Source organism: Streptomyces blastmyceticus (genome assembly GCF_039521185.1).
GTDB lineage: Bacteria > Actinomycetota > Actinomycetes > Streptomycetales > Streptomycetaceae > Streptomyces > Streptomyces blastmyceticus.
This window is the reverse complement of record NZ_BAAABW010000028.1, coordinates 102,804-119,084: the sequence shown is the minus strand read 5'-3', so window position 1 is coordinate 119,084 and position 16,281 is coordinate 102,804. Positions and strand designations below refer to the sequence as shown.

The 16,281-nt window shown below is 71.0% G+C and carries 22 protein-coding genes; 1 reads left to right on the top strand and 21 read right to left on the bottom strand.

Annotated features, from left to right (window positions below; all coding sequences use genetic code 11):
- Window positions 1-126: 126 nt before the first annotated feature.
- From ABD269_RS28200 to ABD269_RS28130, 16 genes are all read right to left on the bottom strand, one after another.
- Complete coding sequence (locus tag ABD269_RS28200; protein ID WP_344122380.1) at window positions 127-612, bottom strand: DUF7426 family protein; 486 nt, start codon at window positions 610-612, stop codon at window positions 127-129.
- Window positions 612-1,124 carry a phage tail tube protein gene (locus tag ABD269_RS28195; RefSeq protein ID WP_344122377.1) on the bottom strand — a complete coding sequence of 171 codons (513 nt, stop codon included), beginning with the start codon at window positions 1,122-1,124 and terminating at the stop codon, window positions 612-614. Before ABD269_RS28195 ends, ABD269_RS28200 begins: the two co-directional genes overlap by 1 nt.
- An 11-nt stretch (window positions 1,125-1,135) precedes the next feature.
- Window positions 1,136-1,567 carry a minor capsid protein gene (locus ABD269_RS28190; protein ID WP_344122375.1) on the bottom strand — a complete coding sequence of 144 codons (432 nt, stop codon included), beginning with the start codon at window positions 1,565-1,567 and terminating at the stop codon, window positions 1,136-1,138.
- Window positions 1,564-1,917, bottom strand: a complete 354-nt coding sequence (locus ABD269_RS28185) for a hypothetical protein (protein ID WP_344122372.1) — start codon at window positions 1,915-1,917, stop codon at window positions 1,564-1,566. The genes ABD269_RS28190 and ABD269_RS28185 overlap by 4 nt, the downstream gene beginning before the upstream one ends.
- Window positions 1,914-2,234: a hypothetical protein gene (locus ABD269_RS28180; RefSeq protein WP_344122370.1), complete on the bottom strand. Its 321-nt coding sequence runs from the start codon at window positions 2,232-2,234 to the stop codon at window positions 1,914-1,916. Before ABD269_RS28180 ends, ABD269_RS28185 begins: the two co-directional genes overlap by 4 nt.
- Window positions 2,231-2,674, bottom strand: a complete 444-nt coding sequence (locus ABD269_RS28175; RefSeq protein WP_344122368.1) for a hypothetical protein — start codon at window positions 2,672-2,674, stop codon at window positions 2,231-2,233. Before ABD269_RS28175 ends, ABD269_RS28180 begins: the two co-directional genes overlap by 4 nt.
- Window positions 2,632-3,606 (bottom strand): major capsid protein, encoded by a 975-nt coding sequence (locus ABD269_RS28170; protein WP_344122366.1) that lies wholly within the window; start codon window positions 3,604-3,606, stop codon window positions 2,632-2,634. The genes ABD269_RS28175 and ABD269_RS28170 overlap by 43 nt, the downstream gene beginning before the upstream one ends.
- Before the next feature lie 21 nt (window positions 3,607-3,627).
- Window positions 3,628-4,236, bottom strand: coding sequence for a hypothetical protein (locus tag ABD269_RS28165; RefSeq protein WP_344122364.1), 609 nt, complete (start codon window positions 4,234-4,236; stop codon window positions 3,628-3,630).
- 82 nt (window positions 4,237-4,318) lie between these two features.
- The gene (locus ABD269_RS28160; RefSeq protein WP_344122362.1) at window positions 4,319-4,489 is read right to left on the bottom strand and encodes an Rmf/CrpP fold protein; all 171 of its coding nucleotides are present in this window, start codon (window positions 4,487-4,489) and stop codon (window positions 4,319-4,321) included.
- A 14-nt stretch (window positions 4,490-4,503) separates the two neighbouring features.
- The gene (locus tag ABD269_RS28155) at window positions 4,504-6,729 is read right to left on the bottom strand and encodes a phage minor capsid protein (protein WP_344122360.1); all 2,226 of its coding nucleotides are present in this window, start codon (window positions 6,727-6,729) and stop codon (window positions 4,504-4,506) included.
- Window positions 6,730-7,078: 349 nt separating this feature from the next.
- Window positions 7,079-8,551: a phage portal protein gene (locus tag ABD269_RS28150; RefSeq protein ID WP_344122358.1), complete on the bottom strand. Its 1,473-nt coding sequence runs from the start codon at window positions 8,549-8,551 to the stop codon at window positions 7,079-7,081.
- On the bottom strand, window positions 8,538-8,984 hold the full coding sequence (locus tag ABD269_RS35440; protein ID WP_425572999.1) for an HNH endonuclease signature motif containing protein: 447 nt from the start codon (window positions 8,982-8,984) through the stop codon (window positions 8,538-8,540). Before ABD269_RS35440 ends, ABD269_RS28150 begins: the two co-directional genes overlap by 14 nt.
- Before the next feature lie 74 nt (window positions 8,985-9,058).
- Window positions 9,059-10,294, bottom strand: a complete 1,236-nt coding sequence (locus ABD269_RS28145) for a PBSX family phage terminase large subunit (protein ID WP_344122356.1) — start codon at window positions 10,292-10,294, stop codon at window positions 9,059-9,061.
- Entirely contained in the window at window positions 10,294-10,740 is a 447-nt protein-coding gene (locus ABD269_RS28140) for a helix-turn-helix domain-containing protein (protein ID WP_344122354.1), read from the bottom strand. Before ABD269_RS28140 ends, ABD269_RS28145 begins: the two co-directional genes overlap by 1 nt.
- A gap of 66 nt (window positions 10,741-10,806) precedes the next feature.
- Window positions 10,807-11,259 carry a DUF732 domain-containing protein gene (locus ABD269_RS28135; protein ID WP_344122352.1) on the bottom strand — a complete coding sequence of 151 codons (453 nt, stop codon included), beginning with the start codon at window positions 11,257-11,259 and terminating at the stop codon, window positions 10,807-10,809.
- A 305-nt stretch (window positions 11,260-11,564) separates the two neighbouring features.
- A complete protein-coding gene (locus ABD269_RS28130) occupies window positions 11,565-12,680 on the bottom strand; it encodes a hypothetical protein (protein WP_344122350.1) in 1,116 nt (371 codons plus the stop codon).
- A gap of 128 nt (window positions 12,681-12,808) precedes the next feature.
- Here ABD269_RS28130 and ABD269_RS28125 point away from each other — a divergent pair, with 128 nt between their 5' ends.
- The gene (locus ABD269_RS28125; protein WP_344122348.1) at window positions 12,809-13,102 is read left to right on the top strand and encodes a hypothetical protein; all 294 of its coding nucleotides are present in this window, start codon (window positions 12,809-12,811) and stop codon (window positions 13,100-13,102) included.
- Window positions 13,103-13,136: 34 nt separating this feature from the next.
- Here ABD269_RS28125 and ABD269_RS28120 read toward each other — a convergent pair whose 3' ends face one another.
- The 5 genes from ABD269_RS28120 to ABD269_RS28100 are packed head-to-tail and all read right to left on the bottom strand — an operon-like array spanning window position 13,137 to window position 16,129.
- Entirely contained in the window at window positions 13,137-13,910 is a 774-nt protein-coding gene (locus tag ABD269_RS28120; protein WP_344122346.1) for a hypothetical protein, read from the bottom strand.
- Between the two features lie 20 nt (window positions 13,911-13,930).
- The gene (locus ABD269_RS28115) at window positions 13,931-14,227 is read right to left on the bottom strand and encodes a hypothetical protein (protein WP_344122344.1); all 297 of its coding nucleotides are present in this window, start codon (window positions 14,225-14,227) and stop codon (window positions 13,931-13,933) included.
- Entirely contained in the window at window positions 14,224-14,475 is a 252-nt protein-coding gene (locus ABD269_RS28110; RefSeq protein ID WP_344122342.1) for a hypothetical protein, read from the bottom strand. The genes ABD269_RS28115 and ABD269_RS28110 overlap by 4 nt, the downstream gene beginning before the upstream one ends.
- The gene (locus tag ABD269_RS28105; RefSeq protein ID WP_344122340.1) at window positions 14,472-15,167 is read right to left on the bottom strand and encodes a hypothetical protein; all 696 of its coding nucleotides are present in this window, start codon (window positions 15,165-15,167) and stop codon (window positions 14,472-14,474) included. The genes ABD269_RS28110 and ABD269_RS28105 overlap by 4 nt, the downstream gene beginning before the upstream one ends.
- Window positions 15,164-16,129, bottom strand: a complete 966-nt coding sequence (locus ABD269_RS28100) for a mucin-2 (protein ID WP_344122338.1) — start codon at window positions 16,127-16,129, stop codon at window positions 15,164-15,166. Before ABD269_RS28100 ends, ABD269_RS28105 begins: the two co-directional genes overlap by 4 nt.
- Window positions 16,130-16,281 lie beyond the last annotated feature (152 nt).

The following is a 16,281-nucleotide window of genomic DNA, read 5'->3' as shown; positions in this document are numbered from 1 at the left end:
GGACGCGTACGCGCAGCCATCGCCAGGAGCGGGCCCGCAGCAGGCCCGGGGCGCCGACGTCGACGCCGTAGATTTCGTGCAGATCGGCCTCGACGAGAGGCCACTCGGCGAGGATCGCCGCCCACGTCAGCGTCGGCGCTGACCCTTGCCCTTGGCGGGGCCGGGTACCGGCCGGGTACTCGTACCACTCGAAGAGCCCCGAGACCGGGTCGAGTTCGCCGCGCCCGATCGGGCCCTGCGTGTCTCCCGGTTCGGGGCCACCCGAGAAGGGTCGCCGGCTGCGTTCCAGAAACGTTCCGCCGCGGCCTTGTCCTGCGAGATCCACACCATGGCCGTGATCGCGCTGTGTTTGAGGGCGGGCCACGGCACACCATCGGCGACCATCTGCTCGTGCGCGGTGCCGAGTACCTCGGCGTACAGGTCGCGCTCGGCGGCGTCGGCGAGCACCTGCTCGTCGGCGCGCCCGCCGTCGGCCGCGGTCGCCGCGGCATGGATGATCGCCTGAGTGCGCAGACCGACTTCAGCCGACGGGGCGGGCACGGTGTAGACGCGCCCGCCGATCGGCAAGTGCAGCGACTCGTCGAGCAGTTCGTCGAGTGCTTCGAACGCCATCAGCTACCGCCCCCGTTCTTCGGGCCCGCGCCGGCGGCCGGGTTGGTGATCGAGCGGAGCGGACCGGAGCCGGTAAGCGTGATCTTGATCGTGTCGACCTCGTCGGGGCCGCCCCCGCCGGGCTCCCACGTCACTAGGGCCGAGCCCTCGTACGCGTCGTCGGCCCCCATGCGGTCGTAGTAACGCACGTGCACGTACGAGGCCGCTCCGAAGCTCATCGACGCCTTACGGAGGTACTCCTGTGTCGGGTTGAACTGCCCCGTCGTGGGGTGGGCCCTGTGAGCGATCGTTGTTTCGATCGACCAGGCGAGCATGGTAACGGCCTGCTCGACCCACCCCTCGGCGTCGTACGTGGTCACGTCCTGCTGTGTCGGTTCGATCTTCGGCGCGAACTCGGTCACCCCGGGAAGCAGGGTCCAACTCGGGGTGCTGGTGGTGCTGGTGTCCACCTCCAGCCGGTACCGGCGCGCAAGCGCAGTCACGGTCTCGGCTGGCGGCGTCGGCGTGGCCATAGAGCGGCCTCCTATTCGAGGTGGGGGTGTGCGCGGTGCGCGCGAACGTAAAAGTTGCTGGTCCGCTCCATGCGGCCGGAAGCGTCAGCACCAATCGGCGCCCCCGAGGCGCGGCTGATGAGCTGCACGCGGACCGAGCCGAAGAGGAACGGCCCAGCGCCCTGCAGAATGGAAAACACCAGGTCATCGAGGGTGTCGACCTCGCGCGGATCTGCGCCTGCCCGGGTGCGTATCTGCACGCCGGTCGTGGTGTCGGTGAGCGCCGAGGAGTCGGTCACGGGGTACGCGGCGAGACAGATGACGCGGTCGGGGGCCGGCGGCGTCGTGGCGATGGTGATCGCCGTCTCGCCCGGGGCGTACGTCCCCTCGGGCCGGTACGTGCCGACCCCGTGCTCGTGCAGCAGCCGGGCGAGACCGTCGAGCAGGTCGGAGGTGTAACTCACGAGCCGAGCGCCCGCCGTACCTGCGCCGCGATCAGCGCCTGCACGGTGTCGCTCGTCTCCGGCAGGATGCTTTCGAGGTACTTCGCGGAGCGGCCAGGGGAGTGCCGGGCGTTCATGTCCTCGTGCACCCGGGTCGCGTACGGGGTGTCGTAGGACACGGCGGAGGTCAGCGACTGCTCGTCGACGCTCGCGGCGCCGGAGCGTTCGAGGGTGCCCTCGGCGATCGGCACGCGCTTGCGGCTCTCGGTGAGGACGTGCTCGGCACCCAGCAGCAGACCACGAGCAGCAGCTCGCCGCATGATTTCGGTAGCGGCGGCGCCGTTCCACTGAAGCCGCACGGACTGACTCACTCGCAAGCCACCTCCGTACATGCGGACACCGGGAGACCCGGGGCCGTGTGGTGGGCGACGGTGATCGCGGTGGTGGTGCGCCCGTCGGGCAGGGTGATCCGTGACCCCGGCGGGCAATCCAGCGTTGGGCCGGCGATCAGCGTCGCCGAGGCAGTGATCTGTCGGCCGTCCGCGGCCCTCACGAGCCGTGGGGAGGCGTCGACGAGCGCGGGCACGTCGGGGATGACGTGCCGGTACTGTGCGCCGTACGCCCCCTCGCCCGCGTACGGCTCCACCATGATCCGGTGGCGCAACAGCGCCGGGGGAACACGGGTCACCACGCGATCACGTACCCCGGTTCGAGACCCGCACGGCGCAGGATGCGGTCGGCACGCGGGGCGAGCTCGACACCGGACGATCCCGCACTGCGCCCGCTACGGCCGGACAGGGAGACGGGGCCGATGCTGACCGAGTCCCACTGTCCGGCCGCGCCCGTTCCGTCGTCGCCCGTGGCGAGTTGCCATTCGACCTGCGCGCACGTCGCGTCGGCGAGTGCGGCAACGATGCCGGGGTCTAGCGGGTCGCCGTCCGCATCGACCCGGTACAGCGCGGTGAGCAGGGCCGAGTCGATGTCCTCGGCGGCGCGGGCGAGCAGACGCTCGGCATCCGCAGGGGCGGGGGTACCGAGCCAGGTGGCGAGCTGCTCGGGGGTGGCGTAGACGCGGCGCACCGGCATCAGCTCGCCGGGGCGGCCGGGGTGACCTTGATGCCGCGCCATACGGCGGCGGCCTTGGTGGCCTTGAGGACGACGGCGACGGGTCCGAGCTCGACCTCGCCCTTCTTCATGGCGCCGGCGGTGGAGAAGTCGGGCAGCCACTGCTGCACGAGCTGCCCGCCCATGGCGGATACGCCGTGGAAGCCGTCGAGCCCGAGGCGGACGGCGTACAGGTCGGTGGTGCCTGTCTTGCTGTCGACGCCGATCACGGGGTCGGCGGTGCCGGCCTTGGCGCCCAGGTCCACGAATGGAATCCCGTTGTAGCTCTCGACGAGCTGCCCGAAACTGTTCTCGTTGCGGCTGTAGTAGCCGGCCCGACGGGCGAGCGACCGTATGCGGGCGATCGTCTTCTTGTTGCCGAGCAGTACCGAGGGGGTGTCGTCGAGCAGGCCGAGGAACTCGTCGATGCCGTCGAGCGCGTCGTGCGCTGCGGCCTGGTCAGCAGGGGCGGACCAGTTGGCCGCGGTCTTGAACTCCGTCGAGCTGCCGCTGAGGATCTTCGACAGCCCCTCGAAAGGCTTCTCATCGTTGGTGCTCTTGGTGCCGTTGATGACCTGATCGGAGAAGAACGCCCGCGCGCTCTTGATCGTCTGGTCCATCTGGAACGCCACCTCGTTGGTAGCGGCGGGGCCGATGTTGGACAGCACGCGGTCGATCTCGAACGCACCGCCCAGCACGCCGAGGTCGACCGATGCGCGGGCGCGCTTGGCCTGCTCGGTGCTGTACTCCGTGCCCAGTCGACGGAAGCTCGCGCCGCGCTCGGAGACAAGCCGCGTGTACCCGTAGGAGAGAGTCGCCCCGCCTCCGGAGGGGTTCACGACGTCGGCAAAGGTCAGATTGTCGAGCAGCCACGAGGACTTGCGGAACTCATCGATCACCATCATGTCGACGGCGTCCTGCGTGTTCATGCGGGCGTCGGCCAGGGTGATAGCCATAGGCGGGATCTCCAGTCAGGGTCAGCCGCCGAGGCGGGCGGCGATGGCGTCGTGCAGGGTGGTGGGCCGGCGCTCGCCGGATGGGGCGCCGTTGAACTCCGCACCGCCACGGGCGGGCGCGGCGGGGGCGGCGCGGTACAGCTCCGGGTCGGCATCGACAGCGGCCGTGATCGCGGACTTCAGCGACTCGGCGAACGTGTCGGAACCGGGATCGAGTTGGGCAACAGCAGTGAGGAAAGAGCGGGAGTTCAGCAACCGGTCGGCCCGCGCGCCCTGCTCGCCGGCGGCCTTGTACGCGGCGAGCTCTACCTGCGCGGTGCGCAACTGCGAGGCGGCGTCGGCGAGCTGCTTGTCGCGCTCGGCGACCGCAGCGGCAAGGGTGGCCGGGTCCTGATTGCCGCCTTGGCCGTCGGGGTTGAGCGCCTTGTTCACGGCGTCGAGCGCGGCCTGTAGCTGCGCGGCCCGCTCGGCCTCTGCGGTGGCGCGCTGCTGCGCGTCGGCGAGCTGCTGCTCGGCGGCTGGGTCGGGCGCAGGAGCCGCCGCGGGCACGGACGTTGGGGTGGTGGTCGCGGTGGCGGACGGGGCGGGATCGGTGTCTGCTGCCGCGGTTGCGGCAGAGGTTTCGGACATGCGGAAAGGGCCCTCCGGGGTTGGAGCGGGCATGAAGAAAGGGCCCGCCGCCTGGCGAGCCCTGAAAGGGAAGAGTGGGGGCCTAGTCGGCGGTGTCCTCGTCGGGAAGCGGCCGGGCTTTGGCATAGCCGCGAATCCACGCGCTACGGCGCAGATCACCCCGCGGGTAGGGGCATGCGGTGACCGAGACACGGTCGCGGCCGGCCTGCGCGCCGGCGTTGATGGCTCGGACGAGCTCGCCTCGACTGCCCACTGCTGCCCCCTTCCTCAGAGTCGGTTCTGCCGGTCGTCGCGTGCCTTGCGGGCGGTGTCCGCGGCGGCGTCGCGTACGCCGGTGACCTGCTCTGTGTACTCGGCAAGCGTAGTGCGCGGGTGATCGGCCCACCACCGTTTCAGCTCTTCCGACGCGCGGCTGTAGGCGACGTGCGAGGGGCCCGAAAAGAGCGAGACCGGGTCGACTCCGGCGGCCTCGGCCTCACGGGACAACAGCACGCCCCGCAGCTCGGTCTCGGCCTCTGCCCATTGCGCGTACACGTGCTCGCGGTACATCTCGCGCACCTGCTCGCGGCTGTAGGCGGTGCGCTGCACGCGGGCGTCGGCCTCGCGTTCGGCGATCCATCGCTCGGTGGCCGACATCCCGTCGTGCGGGTGGTCGCCGAGGGCGAGGTGCCCCCAGTCGTCAGGGTCGCTGGCCGGGGCGAGCGCCTCGTCAAGGGCGGCGCGGTCGGCGAGCTGCCCCTCGACGCTGTGCGCCCCTGCCGCGTCCGGCAGGGGGGTCGGCGGGTGTCGGCGGTCGAGCTCGTCGGCGATCCGCACGGCGTCGTGTTCGCTCGCGTACCAGATCGCCCATCCGAGGGTGTCCTCGCCGATCCCGGAGAGATCAGCGGCCAGCCGGCCGCCGGGGAAGACCTCCCCGAGCAGCCGTCGCCGGTTGGCCTCGGCGTCCAGGGCGGCGCGCTCGGTGTTGTCCGCGCGGCGCGCCCGGTTGGCGAGCTCCCGGTCGGACAGGCCGATCAGGTCCCGGCGTGCACCGGGCAGGGCGGCGTCGATGTCGCGCCGGTCCATCTCCGCCATGACGCGCAGCATGTCGCCGTCGCCGAGACGGTTGGAGACGCGTGCGAGCTCGTCGCCGGAGAAGGCGGCGAGGTTGTCGGCCAGGCGCCCGCCGGGGCGGACGCGGTCGAGCAGGGCCTGCTCGTCGCGCCGGTCGGCCTCGGCACCGATCCGGCCATGGTCGCGCCGGTCGAGGACGTCGGAGCGGATAGCGGCGCCGAGCTGCTCGTCGGACATCTCCCGCAGGGTGCGGGCGTCGCCGGAGCGTACGCGCGCGGCCTCGATCGCATCCTGCGGCGGGCGCGGCGCGGTCGAGGGGAGGTTGCCGGCGCCGAGGCGCTCACGTTCGCGGCGTCGGATGAGTTCGGGGTGCTCGGCGAGGTGTCCGCGCATCTTGCCCTGCCACGCGCGCACCTTGGCCTCGGCCGCTTTCTTCTCCTCCGGGGTGACGGCGGCGGCCGCGCGGTTCTTCCACTTCCTGATCCCGCGCTCGATCGCACGCTGCTTCTGCGTCGCCTCGTAGCCGTTCGGGTCCTCGGAGTGCTCGACAGGCTCGCGGGTGACCCCGGGCAGATAAGCGGCCACCGAGTGACGACAGTTGGGATGCTGAAACCCGCGGGTACGCGCTTCGTCGAGCGATCCGGCGATGGACACGCGCACCGTGCGGCCGTCCTCGACCGCGTGCTCGACCTCGACCTCGCGCGCCCCGTCGGGCCCACCAAGAGTCAGCACCTTGCCCTCGAACGGCTTGCAGAGCGGGCACTCATGGGGTGCGTTGGAGACGATCACGAGGTCGAGCCCGGCGGCTTGCAGACGGTCGGTGTGTCCCTCGACGGCGGCGCGGCCGACGCTGGTTCGGGTGGCCATCTCCGCATAGCTCGTCATCTGCCACGACCGGCCGGCCTTGTCGACGAACGTGCGCAGGCCCTGGTCGGCAAACCGCCCCATCGCGCGCTGCGTCGCCTGACGACGGGTGTCGATCCCGAGCAGCGGCGTTGCGGACACCTCGGCGATCACCTGCCGATAGCCATCCTCGACGCCGCGGAGAATGCCACGGTGCGTGGCCTCGACGCGTTCGACGGTCTCGGCCGCGAGACGGTCCACGGCACGGGTGTTGGGCGTCATCTCAGCGATCCGCCGGACGTCCTCGTCGCCCAGGGCGCCAAGCTCGACGAGACCGGCCCGCGCCCCGGTGCTGTACGCCTCGGCGACCGCGTCGAACACCTCAAGCTGCATGGCGGACGACAAGGCATCGACGACACCCTGCGCGCCGCGGCGCAGCGCCTGCACGTCGGCCAGTTTGGCCGTGGCCCAGCCCGGGGCCTCGAACCCGTCGGCGAGCTGCCGCGCCACGATCCCGAGCAGCCGCTGCTCGGCGTCCGCGTACAGGTCGTACACGCTGGCCGCGAGATCCTCGACCATGCCCGGATGGATCGGCACGACACCCCCTATGTGATCTGTGTCACGTCAGAGTGGAGCCGGGCGCCGCGCCCGGAGTGCCCTCACGGGCCCTCTGGCCTGCGAGTCGGTGCGAAAGGCTAGGTTATGACCGCTGAGTTTTGACAACTATGTCCCACCATGAGACAATTCGCAATTCATTCCGCCCATATATGCTTTCGGCTATGAGTCCTGCCTTTGGGGTATTGCCCGTCTTCTCGCTTCGCGTCCTGTTCGTGACGATGTTGCTTGCAGTGGCTCTCCGCGGTACGCGTCCACCCCAACGGCCAGAGATCATCAGGGCTTTGGCGGAACTTGTGTCCGCGTGCCAACGCGGGACAGGCAGGCAAAGCTAGGAAAGCAGGCCCGTCTGCATCGGGTCGGGCACGGCCTGCCCGGTCTCGGCGAGGATGCGGTCGACTTCCTCGCGCACGGCCGTCTCGTCCCAATCCGGGTGCAGGGCCCGCACCTTGGTGTCGGTGCTCACGGCTTGTGCCTGCTGGAGCAGGGCGAGGGTCTGCGCGCTGCTCTGCGGGTCCTCGCTCACGGAGTCCCCGAACGTGACCCGGGGCCGTTCCGGTATGAGGCCGGGGGTGAACAGGGCGCGGTCGAGCATGAGCAGGACGCGCAGCATGTCGGCGAGGGGCGCCGCCCAGTAGCGCGCCTTCTTCGAGCGCGTGATCATCGACCGGCGTTCGCGGGACTTGACCTCGGTCGCCGTGGCGGCGACCTGGTCGCCGAGGCCGAAGGACTGCGCGGAGTATCCGGCGGACCGTACGGCCTGCTGCACGATCGAGTCGGCGCTCGTCTGGTGCTCGGTGACCCTGATCGCGAATTGCGACAGCGTGATGCCGGCGCCCTCGGTCGGGGGGACGTTCAGCCCGTGCCAGATTTCCCGGTCTTCGTCCCATGATGCGCCGCGGCCGGGGCCGTGGTCGCGCAGGTAGGCATCGGGCACGATGATGCGGCTCCGGGCGAGGCGGATATCGCGCAGCCACGAGGTCCATGTCTCGTCGAGCGCGTCCATGAGGTCATGGAGCGGTGCGGCGTAGTCGGACCGCCCGAAGGGGCTGCCACGGTACTTGCGGTGCGGCCGGATGTTGGGAACGTAGGCGGCGGTGAGGGCGTCGATGCCGGTTGCGATGCCGTCGCCCTCGGTGTCGAGGGAATCGGCGAGCGGCGCGACCTCGGGGTGCTCGGTGAGGGGGACACGCACGCCGAGACGATCCGGCGTCCCCTGGTAGAGCCCGTGCAGGATGCGGCCTACCTCGTGGCGTTCGAGGTGGCGCCACACGGTCGAGCTGTCCGAAGCGAGCTCGTGCCAGAACGTCACGGCAACGAGCGTGCCCCAACGGAATTCGGGCACGGCGGCGTCGGCGTGCACAGCGGTGAGGATCGGCCGGGCGACAAGCGAGGCATCCCAGGTGGCGCGTAGGTACACGCCCCCAAGAGCCGCGGCGACTTCCGCGGCTTCCAGCAAGGTGTTCGCGATGCCGCCAGCCTCGACGATGTCGCCGAGCCGGTCCTGCGTCGCGGTGTCCTCGACGGTGAAGACAGGCGCCTCGGAGAACAGAAGATCAGCGGACGTGGTCGCGATGTCGCCAGCGAGCGGGATGTGAAGGCGGGTGTCGCGGCGGCCGTGCTGCGGGTGACGCAGGCGCCCCCACAGGCGGCGCCGGCCGTCCTCGCGGCGCGGCTGGTCGCGGTAGACCCCGGCGAGCCGCTTGTGATCGCCCGAGTACCACGCATCATCGACGCGCAGATCGCGGTAGATGCCGGCGAACTGCTTCGGCGGCCACGGGGTATCAGCGTCAGGAAGCGGCACAGGCCACCTCCCGTCGATGTCGTGCGCGGTTCTGCGCCATGGCACGGCACCGTCGGCACTTCCTCGTGCCGTTGGGCGCTCGGTACGTATTGGCGGCATCGAATTCGTGTCCGCGACAGCAGTGGGTTTGGCGGGCACGCCGGGCAGCGATGTTCACGCCGCGTCGGATGTTGATCCGCTGGGTTACCGCTTCGAGGTGATCAGGCCGGACGCAGTCCCGCCGGTGGCACAAGTGGTCGATCACGAGCCCGTCGGGTATCTCCCCGTGCCAGAGTTCATACGCGACCCGGTGCGCAGACCGGATCCGAGCACCGACCCTGAACTGCCCGTAGCCGGACGGCTTGACCGACCCTGTCCACTGCCAGCAGCCGCCGGCGGTCGGGGTCACCTTGTCGAGGAATCGATCGGCATCGTTACGCGGGTTACGCGGCATCGCATGTCCCCCTTTGGGCAGGCGCACCCACGGCACGCCCCCCGGGCGTCCGGGGTGTGGCGGTGGTGGTGTGGCTACTGGGGCTGTGCGATCAGGTGGCGCCACTCGTGGGCGGTGGACTGCACGGCGTAGCGCAGGGCGTCGACGCTGTGATCGTTGACCTTGGCGGGCTGATCCTCGCCGCGCGCTGCGGCCTGCTCCGACCATGAGTAGTCGGGGAGTTCAGTGAGCAGCCCCTCGCACGAGCGGTGGATGTACAGCAGGCCGGCGTCGAGGACGTTCGAGACGCTGCGGATGCCGTCCAGCACGGCGTTGTCGGCGCGGGCGACGCCGGGGTGCTCGTCCGTCCACAACTGTGTGGAAAACGAGGCGGCCGACGGGTCGACGAACGTCCACTCGGGCACGATGCCGAGCTCGTCGAGCCATCCTCGGACCGCGGCGGAGTACTGGGCGTCGGTCATCTGTCGGCGGGCGGCTCGGGAGTCGTACCGCCACTCGGCGACCGCGTACAGGCGGTCGTCGGGGCCGAGGCCGAGCAGCACGGCGGAGAAAGGATTCGCCGTGCCGTAGTCGATGCCGAGCCAGTACCGGCGCATCTCCGGCAACGCATCGACGACGTGCCGCTGCTCGTCGTACATGTCGTAGATCGACCCCTCGGCCAGCACCCACGCGCCGTCGATCATGCGGCGTCGCCAAAGGCCGGAATACTCGGCGGACAGCGCGGCAACGTAGGCGGGCGGCAACGCGGGGTTGTCGTCGAGGCGGAAGTGAAAGCCGACGAGGTCGAGTTCGGCCTCGCGGTCGAGGTACGACGCCTTGAGCCAGTGCCGCGGCCCGTCGGGGTTCGTGGTGGCCAGCAGCCGCGCCCCAGGCACGCTCAGGCGGGCGAGTAGCTGCGTCCAGAATCCCTCGGGTACGAGGGTGGCCTCGTCGACGTAGGCGAGGCAGGCCGTTGCGCCGCGCAGGCGGCCCTCGGCCCGAGCGTCCGAGGCACCGATCAGGTGGACGGTGCGGCCGAGGATGTTCGCCGTCGTGGCGCCCCGGGTGTGCCGTACCTCCGCAGTGACGTCCGGGCCGAACAGCGCCGGATCGGCGAGCGGTTCGAGAATGTTCCTCTCGATCGTTTGCAGCGATCGGCCGCACAGCAGGATCAGGCCCGTTGCCGGCGCCCGCCGTATCGAGATCAGGAACGCGAGCAGGCTCGCGATGGTCTTGCCCGACCGCACGCTGCCGTGCCAGACAGAAATGCGGGAGTCGAACGATGCCCGGACCGACGAGAGTTGCTTGTCGGACAGAGGGGGCGAGGCCACTACACCCCCTTGTCGTCACCTCCGGCCGGCCCGAGCAGGGCGTCGGCGAGGCGGTCGAGCATCGATCCTCCGGCGCTACCGGTCCTGCTGTGACGGGCGAGCTCGGCGACGCGGGCGTGCACCTCGGTAAGAGCGCGGGCGGCGGTGGCGTGGTCGCGGGCGTCGCGTGCGGACTCGGCGCCGGTTGTCCGCTCGACTTGGCGCAGGGCGCCGTCGAGGGACTCCTCGGCGAGCAGCTCACGCCGCGCGGCAGCATCGGCGCGGCGCGCCTCGGTCGCAGCAGCCACGCGGGCACCGCCGGAGAATTCGAGCCCCAGCTCGCGGGCGACCTTCGAGACTGTCGCGGCGCTGCGCCCGGTCTCGCGGGCGATGGCGTTACGGGACTTGCCTGCGGCGTGTAGCCGGCGGACCTGTTCGCGGTCGGTATTGGTGATCGGCTCGGCCACGGCTGATCACCTCCGGGCACGCAACGGCCCGGCAGCAGCACCGCCGGGCCGTACAGGCGTGATGGGTCAGTGCTTCGGGCAGAGGTGCGTCTGCACCGCGGTGAGGATCTGCTCGGCCTGCGCGGTGGTGAACTGCTTCGCACCGCTGAATCGTTGCTGCGTGAGCGATACCTGCTTGGCGTGGTCACTGGGGAACGAGTGGATCGTTCCGCACGTGTCGCGTCCGCGGCTCACAGCACGGTCTTCCTTGCCGTTCACGATGGCGGGGTCGATGGCGTTCAGGGCGCGGACGTAGGCGGCCTGAACGGCAGCGTCCGGCTTGGGCGGGATGCCGCCTCTTGCCTCGGCGCTCGCAAGGGGCTTGCTCGGGGTGGCCGGGGCGGCGGGTGCGCTCGACGCCGCGGCCGGCGGCGTGCTCTTCTCCGGGGACTTGCTCTCGCTGCCCTTGCCGCCTCCACACGCGGTGAGGCTTGCGGCGGCGATCACGACGGCAGTTAAGGCGGTGGCGGTGCGTTTCATGGTGGCTCTCCCCTGGCCAGCGGGCATGATCGCCCATCCTGGCATGACACCACCCCGCCACAGGGGGGGAGTGGCGGGGCGGTGGTCGGGGGGTTTCCGGGCACGCCGGAGGCGCCTCCAACTCTAGGTCACGAATTGGTAACGGCGCAAGTCTGTTCGGGTGCATGCCCGGGATAGGCTGGCCGCAGCCTTGGGCGGGGTTTGCTCCTGCCCACGGCTAGGGCCCGTGAGGCGGTGGAGTCGCCGAAGCGGGCCCGTTCTACTTCTCGCCCGCCTCGGTTAAGTCCGGGGCGGGCGGTTGGTCATCAGCCGAAGAGGGCGCCCTGCTCGGCACCGTCGCCTAGGTTGAACAGAACATCATTGGCGGCCTGCTGCCCGGTGGCTATCCACCCGCTACGCCACGTGCCCGCGGCGTCGAGGGACTCCGCGACGTCGACCTCGTCGGCCTCGGGGGCGGCCTGCCGCTGCTGGGTCCGGCGTCGGGCCCGGAGCGCGCGCCCTGCTTCCTGGCATGCGGCGTCCGCTTGGCGGACAGTCTTGTCCTCGTCGCCCTCGGCCGGGCGCCATGCGAACACGCACCGCAGGCTGCGCGGCTCGACGCGCCACCCGGCCTCGGTGAACTTGTCCCGCAAGATGTTCAGTTCGACGACGTGCGGCTCGCCTCGGAACGTGTCCTGTCCGCCCTCGACCCAGTAGGCGGCGACGCGCCCCTGCCCGCGGGGGTCGAGCATGTACCCGCGCACGCTGGTGTCGACCTCGTCGGCGCCCCGGCTGGTGTCGGTGCGGTCGGTCAGGATGGCGGGCTTCAACGGGCGCAGGGCGGCGCGGGCGGCAACGACGTCGGGGTGCTGGGCGTGCCGGGGCAGGCTGCCCTCGGCGGTACCGCCGTGCTCGACGACGACACCCTCGACGATGCGGCGCTCGATTTCGGCCGCCGGCTGCCGTTCGGCCCCGACCGCAGCCGAGTCCTGCCGGGTTCCCGCAGGTGTCAGCTCGGACGTGTACAGGCGGCGACGCGTGAATCCGCCCTCGCGTTGGATGTTGGCGCGCACCTCGGGCAGGGCCTCGGCTGCGCGGGTCATGTCCTCGGCCGTCGCCCCCTCGACCCGGGCGATTTCGACGCCGGCGCGGGTTGTGATCGTCCAGGTGTCGGACGGCTCATCGCGCGTGGGCTGCTCCTGGTCCTGCTCGGCGAGCTGCTCGGCGTTCTCGGCGCGCTTCCGCGCAGCGCGGGTGCACGTGGCGCACATCTTGTGCCCCCGCTCGTCGAGCAGTTCGGAAGCCTCCAAGATGTTGAGGTACTCGCCAACCTCGCGGCTGCACAGCGTGTCGTCGTTGCGGGGCGAGTAGTGGACGCGCTTTCCGCGGCCGACGGTGGCGTACGTGACGCTCGCGAGCTCGGCAAGTGTGCGGATTTCCATGGGGGTTGCTCCCTTGGTTGTGGTGGGGCCGGGTGGAGTCCGGCGGCACACCAAGAATTTATAGGGGGCCTAGAAAGTGTGTCAAGGGGGTCTAGAAAATAATCTTCGGGACCGCGTAGGCTGCTCCCATGAGCGAGACGACCCCCCCGGCTGAGCAGGCACGCGCCGCCCTGCGTGAGCACATGGCGGAGCACCTCGACGCCGCGCTCGCCTACCTCGACGGCATCCCCGACCCTGTCGAGCGCGAACTCACGGCGCAGCTCCTCGCCGAGGATCTGCTGCCGGACGCCGTGAAGCGGGTCAAGGCCGTGCGCGGTGCCGCGCTACAAGAGCTGCGCGACCGGAAGCTCTCTCTTCGCAAGATTGGCGAACTGATCGGCAAGTCCACGCCGCGCGTGGATCAGATCCTCAAGGGCAAATAGCAGGCCGGCCCCGAGATTGCGGGCCGGCCTGCTGTCATGCCGCTAGGGGAAGGTCCCCCAGATGTCCCGCAGCGGCGAGGGCGGCGACGAGGTCGGACAGGTCGCCCCACTCCCACACCCGCCGGCCCCGCCCGTCGAGCACGACGGGGGCAGGGCAGGCCGGCCCGGTCGAGCAGGTCACGGCCGGCCCCTGCTCGGGTCCGGTGTGCAGCACCAGCAGGCCAGCGCACCAGGGGCACGGCCGGTCGGGAACCGGGGTAGTGCGCTCATCGAGGGCGAGCGTGCGCAGTAGACGACCCTCGCACTCCCGGACGCTGCGCCGTGCCTCATGCAGCAGGCGTGGGGGCAGGACGTCGAACGGTGCCGCGGCGAGGGTGCCGTCGAGCTGCTGCTCGGGCTCGGTGTCCTCGTCGAGCAGGCGCCCCTCGATCCACACACATGCCCAGTGAAGGCCGTGCCCTCTGCTGCCCGGCGAGGTGGGGCTGCGGTAGCCCCACCTGCGCGGGTCGTCGAGGGTGGCGTGCTGGACGGTGGCGGCGAGAGTGTCGGCGAGGTCGAACACCTGGCGCTCGATGTCGAGGCCGGCGTCGAGCGCGGTCACGTTCAGTGGGGCGGGGTGCTCGCGCAGCACCAACGGCGCCCGGTCCTCGACGAGCAGCTCGTCGTCGCGCATGGTGTGCGCGAGCTGCCGCGGGGGCCACACGTCCGCCGGCGGCGTCTCGATCGTGAGCAGCAGCTCGCCCCAGTGTTCCCGGATGGTGCGCAGCGCCTCGACGGTCTCGCGGCGGGCAATAGCGGCGCTGGTCATAGGTGATCCCCCTCAGTCGTTCAGTGGGCGGTGATGGTGGCGAGCGCCTGCTGCGCCCGGTCGCGGTCGGCCTCGGCCTCGACGATCGCCTGCTCGGCGGCCTCGACCCTGGCGTGCAGTCGACGGACAGCCGCTGTGTAGCCGACGGCGGTGCGCCGCGCTCGGTCACCCTCGGCGATCTCGGCACCGACCATGGCGCGCAGCAGGTCGGCCTCGGAGGGCAGCAGCCGCTCGGCGCGGGCAAGCAGGACGGCGAGGGACGCGCGGCGGCGGGTGCGGCCGAGCTCCCGGTCGGCGGCTCGGGTGCTGCGGCTCATGAGGTGGCGTCTCCGTTCGTCCGGGTACGGCGGGGGAGCAGGCGACGGGCAAGACCCCGACGGGTCCGGCCGGCCTCCCGCGCGCGAGGCGCGACCGGTCGCGCGGGCGGTGTGCTGGTGATGTGCCATCCGTCGGCGGCGAGGCGGTCGGCGAGTGCTGCGGTGGTGAGGGTCGCGAGGTGCGGGTGCACGTCGAGTTCGTCCGTGAGGTGGGCGGCGATGAGGGCGCGTGCGGCGTAGGGGATCACCGGCGGCCTCCTGCGGTGTGACGGGCTCGGGCGGTGCGCGGGGCGGGTGGTTGGCACATCACGTGGGACACGTGCTCGGTGTAGGTGCGCTGTCGCTTGTCGTGGGTGTGATCGCGGAGTTCACGCCCGCTCGGCGCCTTGCACCGTGAGTTCCGCCGGGCGCGGCACGTCTCGTGCGGGCAGTCGACTTCGAGCTCGGGGAAGGCGCGGCGGCGGGCGCCGTATCGCTGCTTGGCGAGTTGATCGGCAACATCGGTCGGCATGTACGGGCGCTCGTCCTCGTCGACGGCGCGGCCGACACCGGCGGCCAAGGCGAGGACTTCGTGCGAGGGCTCGGCGCCTATGGCCTGGGTGATGGTGCGTGCGGGCAGGGTGCCGTCGGCCGCGGCGGCGAGTTGGGCGCGACGGTGCTCGGCGAACTGGGCGCCGGTCTCGTTGGGGTTGCCGTTGTAGACGGGGTGGGCGGCGCCGATGCGGTCCTCGCGTATGCGGACGCGGATGCGGCGGACGTGGGCGGGAGTGATCCACTGCTCGGTTTCGGCGTAGTGGCGGGCGACGGCTTCGCGGGTATCGGCGTCGAGGGGCACGCCGTTGAGTGCGGCGGCCCATGCGCGGGCGTCGGTTTCGCCGATGGTCCTGCGGTCGAACGCGGCGCACAGGGTGAGCAGTTCGGCGGCGTCTGCGGGTGTCATTGGGCGTTCTCCTGTTCGCGGAGTCGGGCGGCGAGGTCGAGTCCGTCGCGCACGCGCTGATCGGTGGTCGAGGGGCGGGCAGCACTGCGTAGGGCGACGACGGTCGCACCGGGCCCGGTCGAGTCGGGGGTGCGGGTGGGCATGGAGGGGAGGGAGCGCCATCCGGCGAGGAAGTAGCGCGCGCTGCGGGGGCGGGTGCGTGCGGCCTGCCAGGCGCCCCCGGCGTGGTCGACGAGGACGGGCACACCGCAGCGCCCGATCAGGGCTTGCAGCAGGACCCACTCGGCGGGGGCGAGCTCCCACGAGACGACCATGCCGGCGGCGGTCATCGCGTCGACGAGGGGCCGTACAGGCTCTGCGATCCGAGGCCCGTCGCTGTCCCCCGAGCTAGCTTGTTTCCCTCTACTTCCGAAGGAAGTAGAGGGGTATGGCTTGGGGTTGGTTAGGGGGCCTGTGACACCCTCCATAGGGTCACGCTGTGACAGCCCCTCTTGACCTGCGGTTTCCTCTCGAAACTGGGGTGCGTTTCGCTCACGATCCGGCGCCGATCCGCGCTCGTTTCGCGCACGATCCGCGCGCGATTCATCGCCGATTCGCTCCCCATTTCCGCGGCTGCGGCTCTTGGCCTTGCGCTCCGCGGCGGCGCTCCGATTGGCCTCGACCTGCGCGCGGGTGGCGTTGCGACCGGCCTCGAAGAAGTCGTGCACCACATAGTCGCCAGCGGCCGGCTGGACGCAGCGCGAGCAGCCGTGACCGTGCTCGTGCCACAACCCGACCTTGACCAACTTGGCGGCCTGCGGGGCAGTTCCGTACTGCTTGGCGACCACGGCCGGCACGTGGCCCTCGGTGAGGTGCTGGGCGGAGTAGGCGCCGCACCGCAGCCACAGACCCAGAGCAGCGTTACCCGCGGCGATCACCTTCGGGTGCATGTGCGCGCTGTCATCGATCTTGAACCAGGTCACGGGGTCGGCTCCTTCCTGGGCGCGGACGGGGGTGGGCCGTCCGGTGAGGGCGGCAGGGGGGTGTAGAGCGGGAAGCAGTAGCCAGTGAGGTAGCGACGGATGCCGTCGACGGCGCGGCGTACGTCTGTACGGCGCTGCGCTCATCGGGTGAA

Excerpts from the sequence above, each read along its gene's own strand:
- ABD269_RS28200 (WP_344122380.1), bottom strand. The coding sequence starts at position 612 with ATGGCGTTCGAAGCACTCGACGAACTGCTCGACGAGTCGCTGCACTTG.
- ABD269_RS28195 (WP_344122377.1), bottom strand. The coding sequence starts at position 1,124 with ATGGCCACGCCGACGCCGCCAGCCGAGACCGTGACTGCGCTTGCGCGC.
- ABD269_RS28175 (WP_344122368.1), bottom strand. The coding sequence starts at position 2,674 with ATGGCGCGGCATCAAGGTCACCCCGGCCGCCCCGGCGAGCTGATGCCG.
- ABD269_RS28170 (WP_344122366.1), bottom strand. The coding sequence starts at position 3,606 with ATGGCTATCACCCTGGCCGACGCCCGCATGAACACGCAGGACGCCGTC.
- ABD269_RS28165 (WP_344122364.1), bottom strand. The coding sequence starts at position 4,236 with ATGTCCGAAACCTCTGCCGCAACCGCGGCAGCAGACACCGATCCCGCC.
- ABD269_RS35440 (WP_425572999.1), bottom strand. The coding sequence starts at position 8,984 with ATGCCGCGTAACCCGCGTAACGATGCCGATCGATTCCTCGACAAGGTG.
- ABD269_RS28135 (WP_344122352.1), bottom strand. The coding sequence starts at position 11,259 with ATGAAACGCACCGCCACCGCCTTAACTGCCGTCGTGATCGCCGCCGCA.
- ABD269_RS28130 (WP_344122350.1), bottom strand. The coding sequence starts at position 12,680 with ATGGAAATCCGCACACTTGCCGAGCTCGCGAGCGTCACGTACGCCACC.
- ABD269_RS28125 (WP_344122348.1), top strand. The coding sequence starts at position 12,809 with ATGAGCGAGACGACCCCCCCGGCTGAGCAGGCACGCGCCGCCCTGCGT.
- ABD269_RS28120 (WP_344122346.1), bottom strand. The coding sequence starts at position 13,910 with ATGACCAGCGCCGCTATTGCCCGCCGCGAGACCGTCGAGGCGCTGCGC.
- ABD269_RS28115 (WP_344122344.1), bottom strand. The coding sequence starts at position 14,227 with ATGAGCCGCAGCACCCGAGCCGCCGACCGGGAGCTCGGCCGCACCCGC.
- ABD269_RS28105 (WP_344122340.1), bottom strand. The coding sequence starts at position 15,167 with ATGACACCCGCAGACGCCGCCGAACTGCTCACCCTGTGCGCCGCGTTC.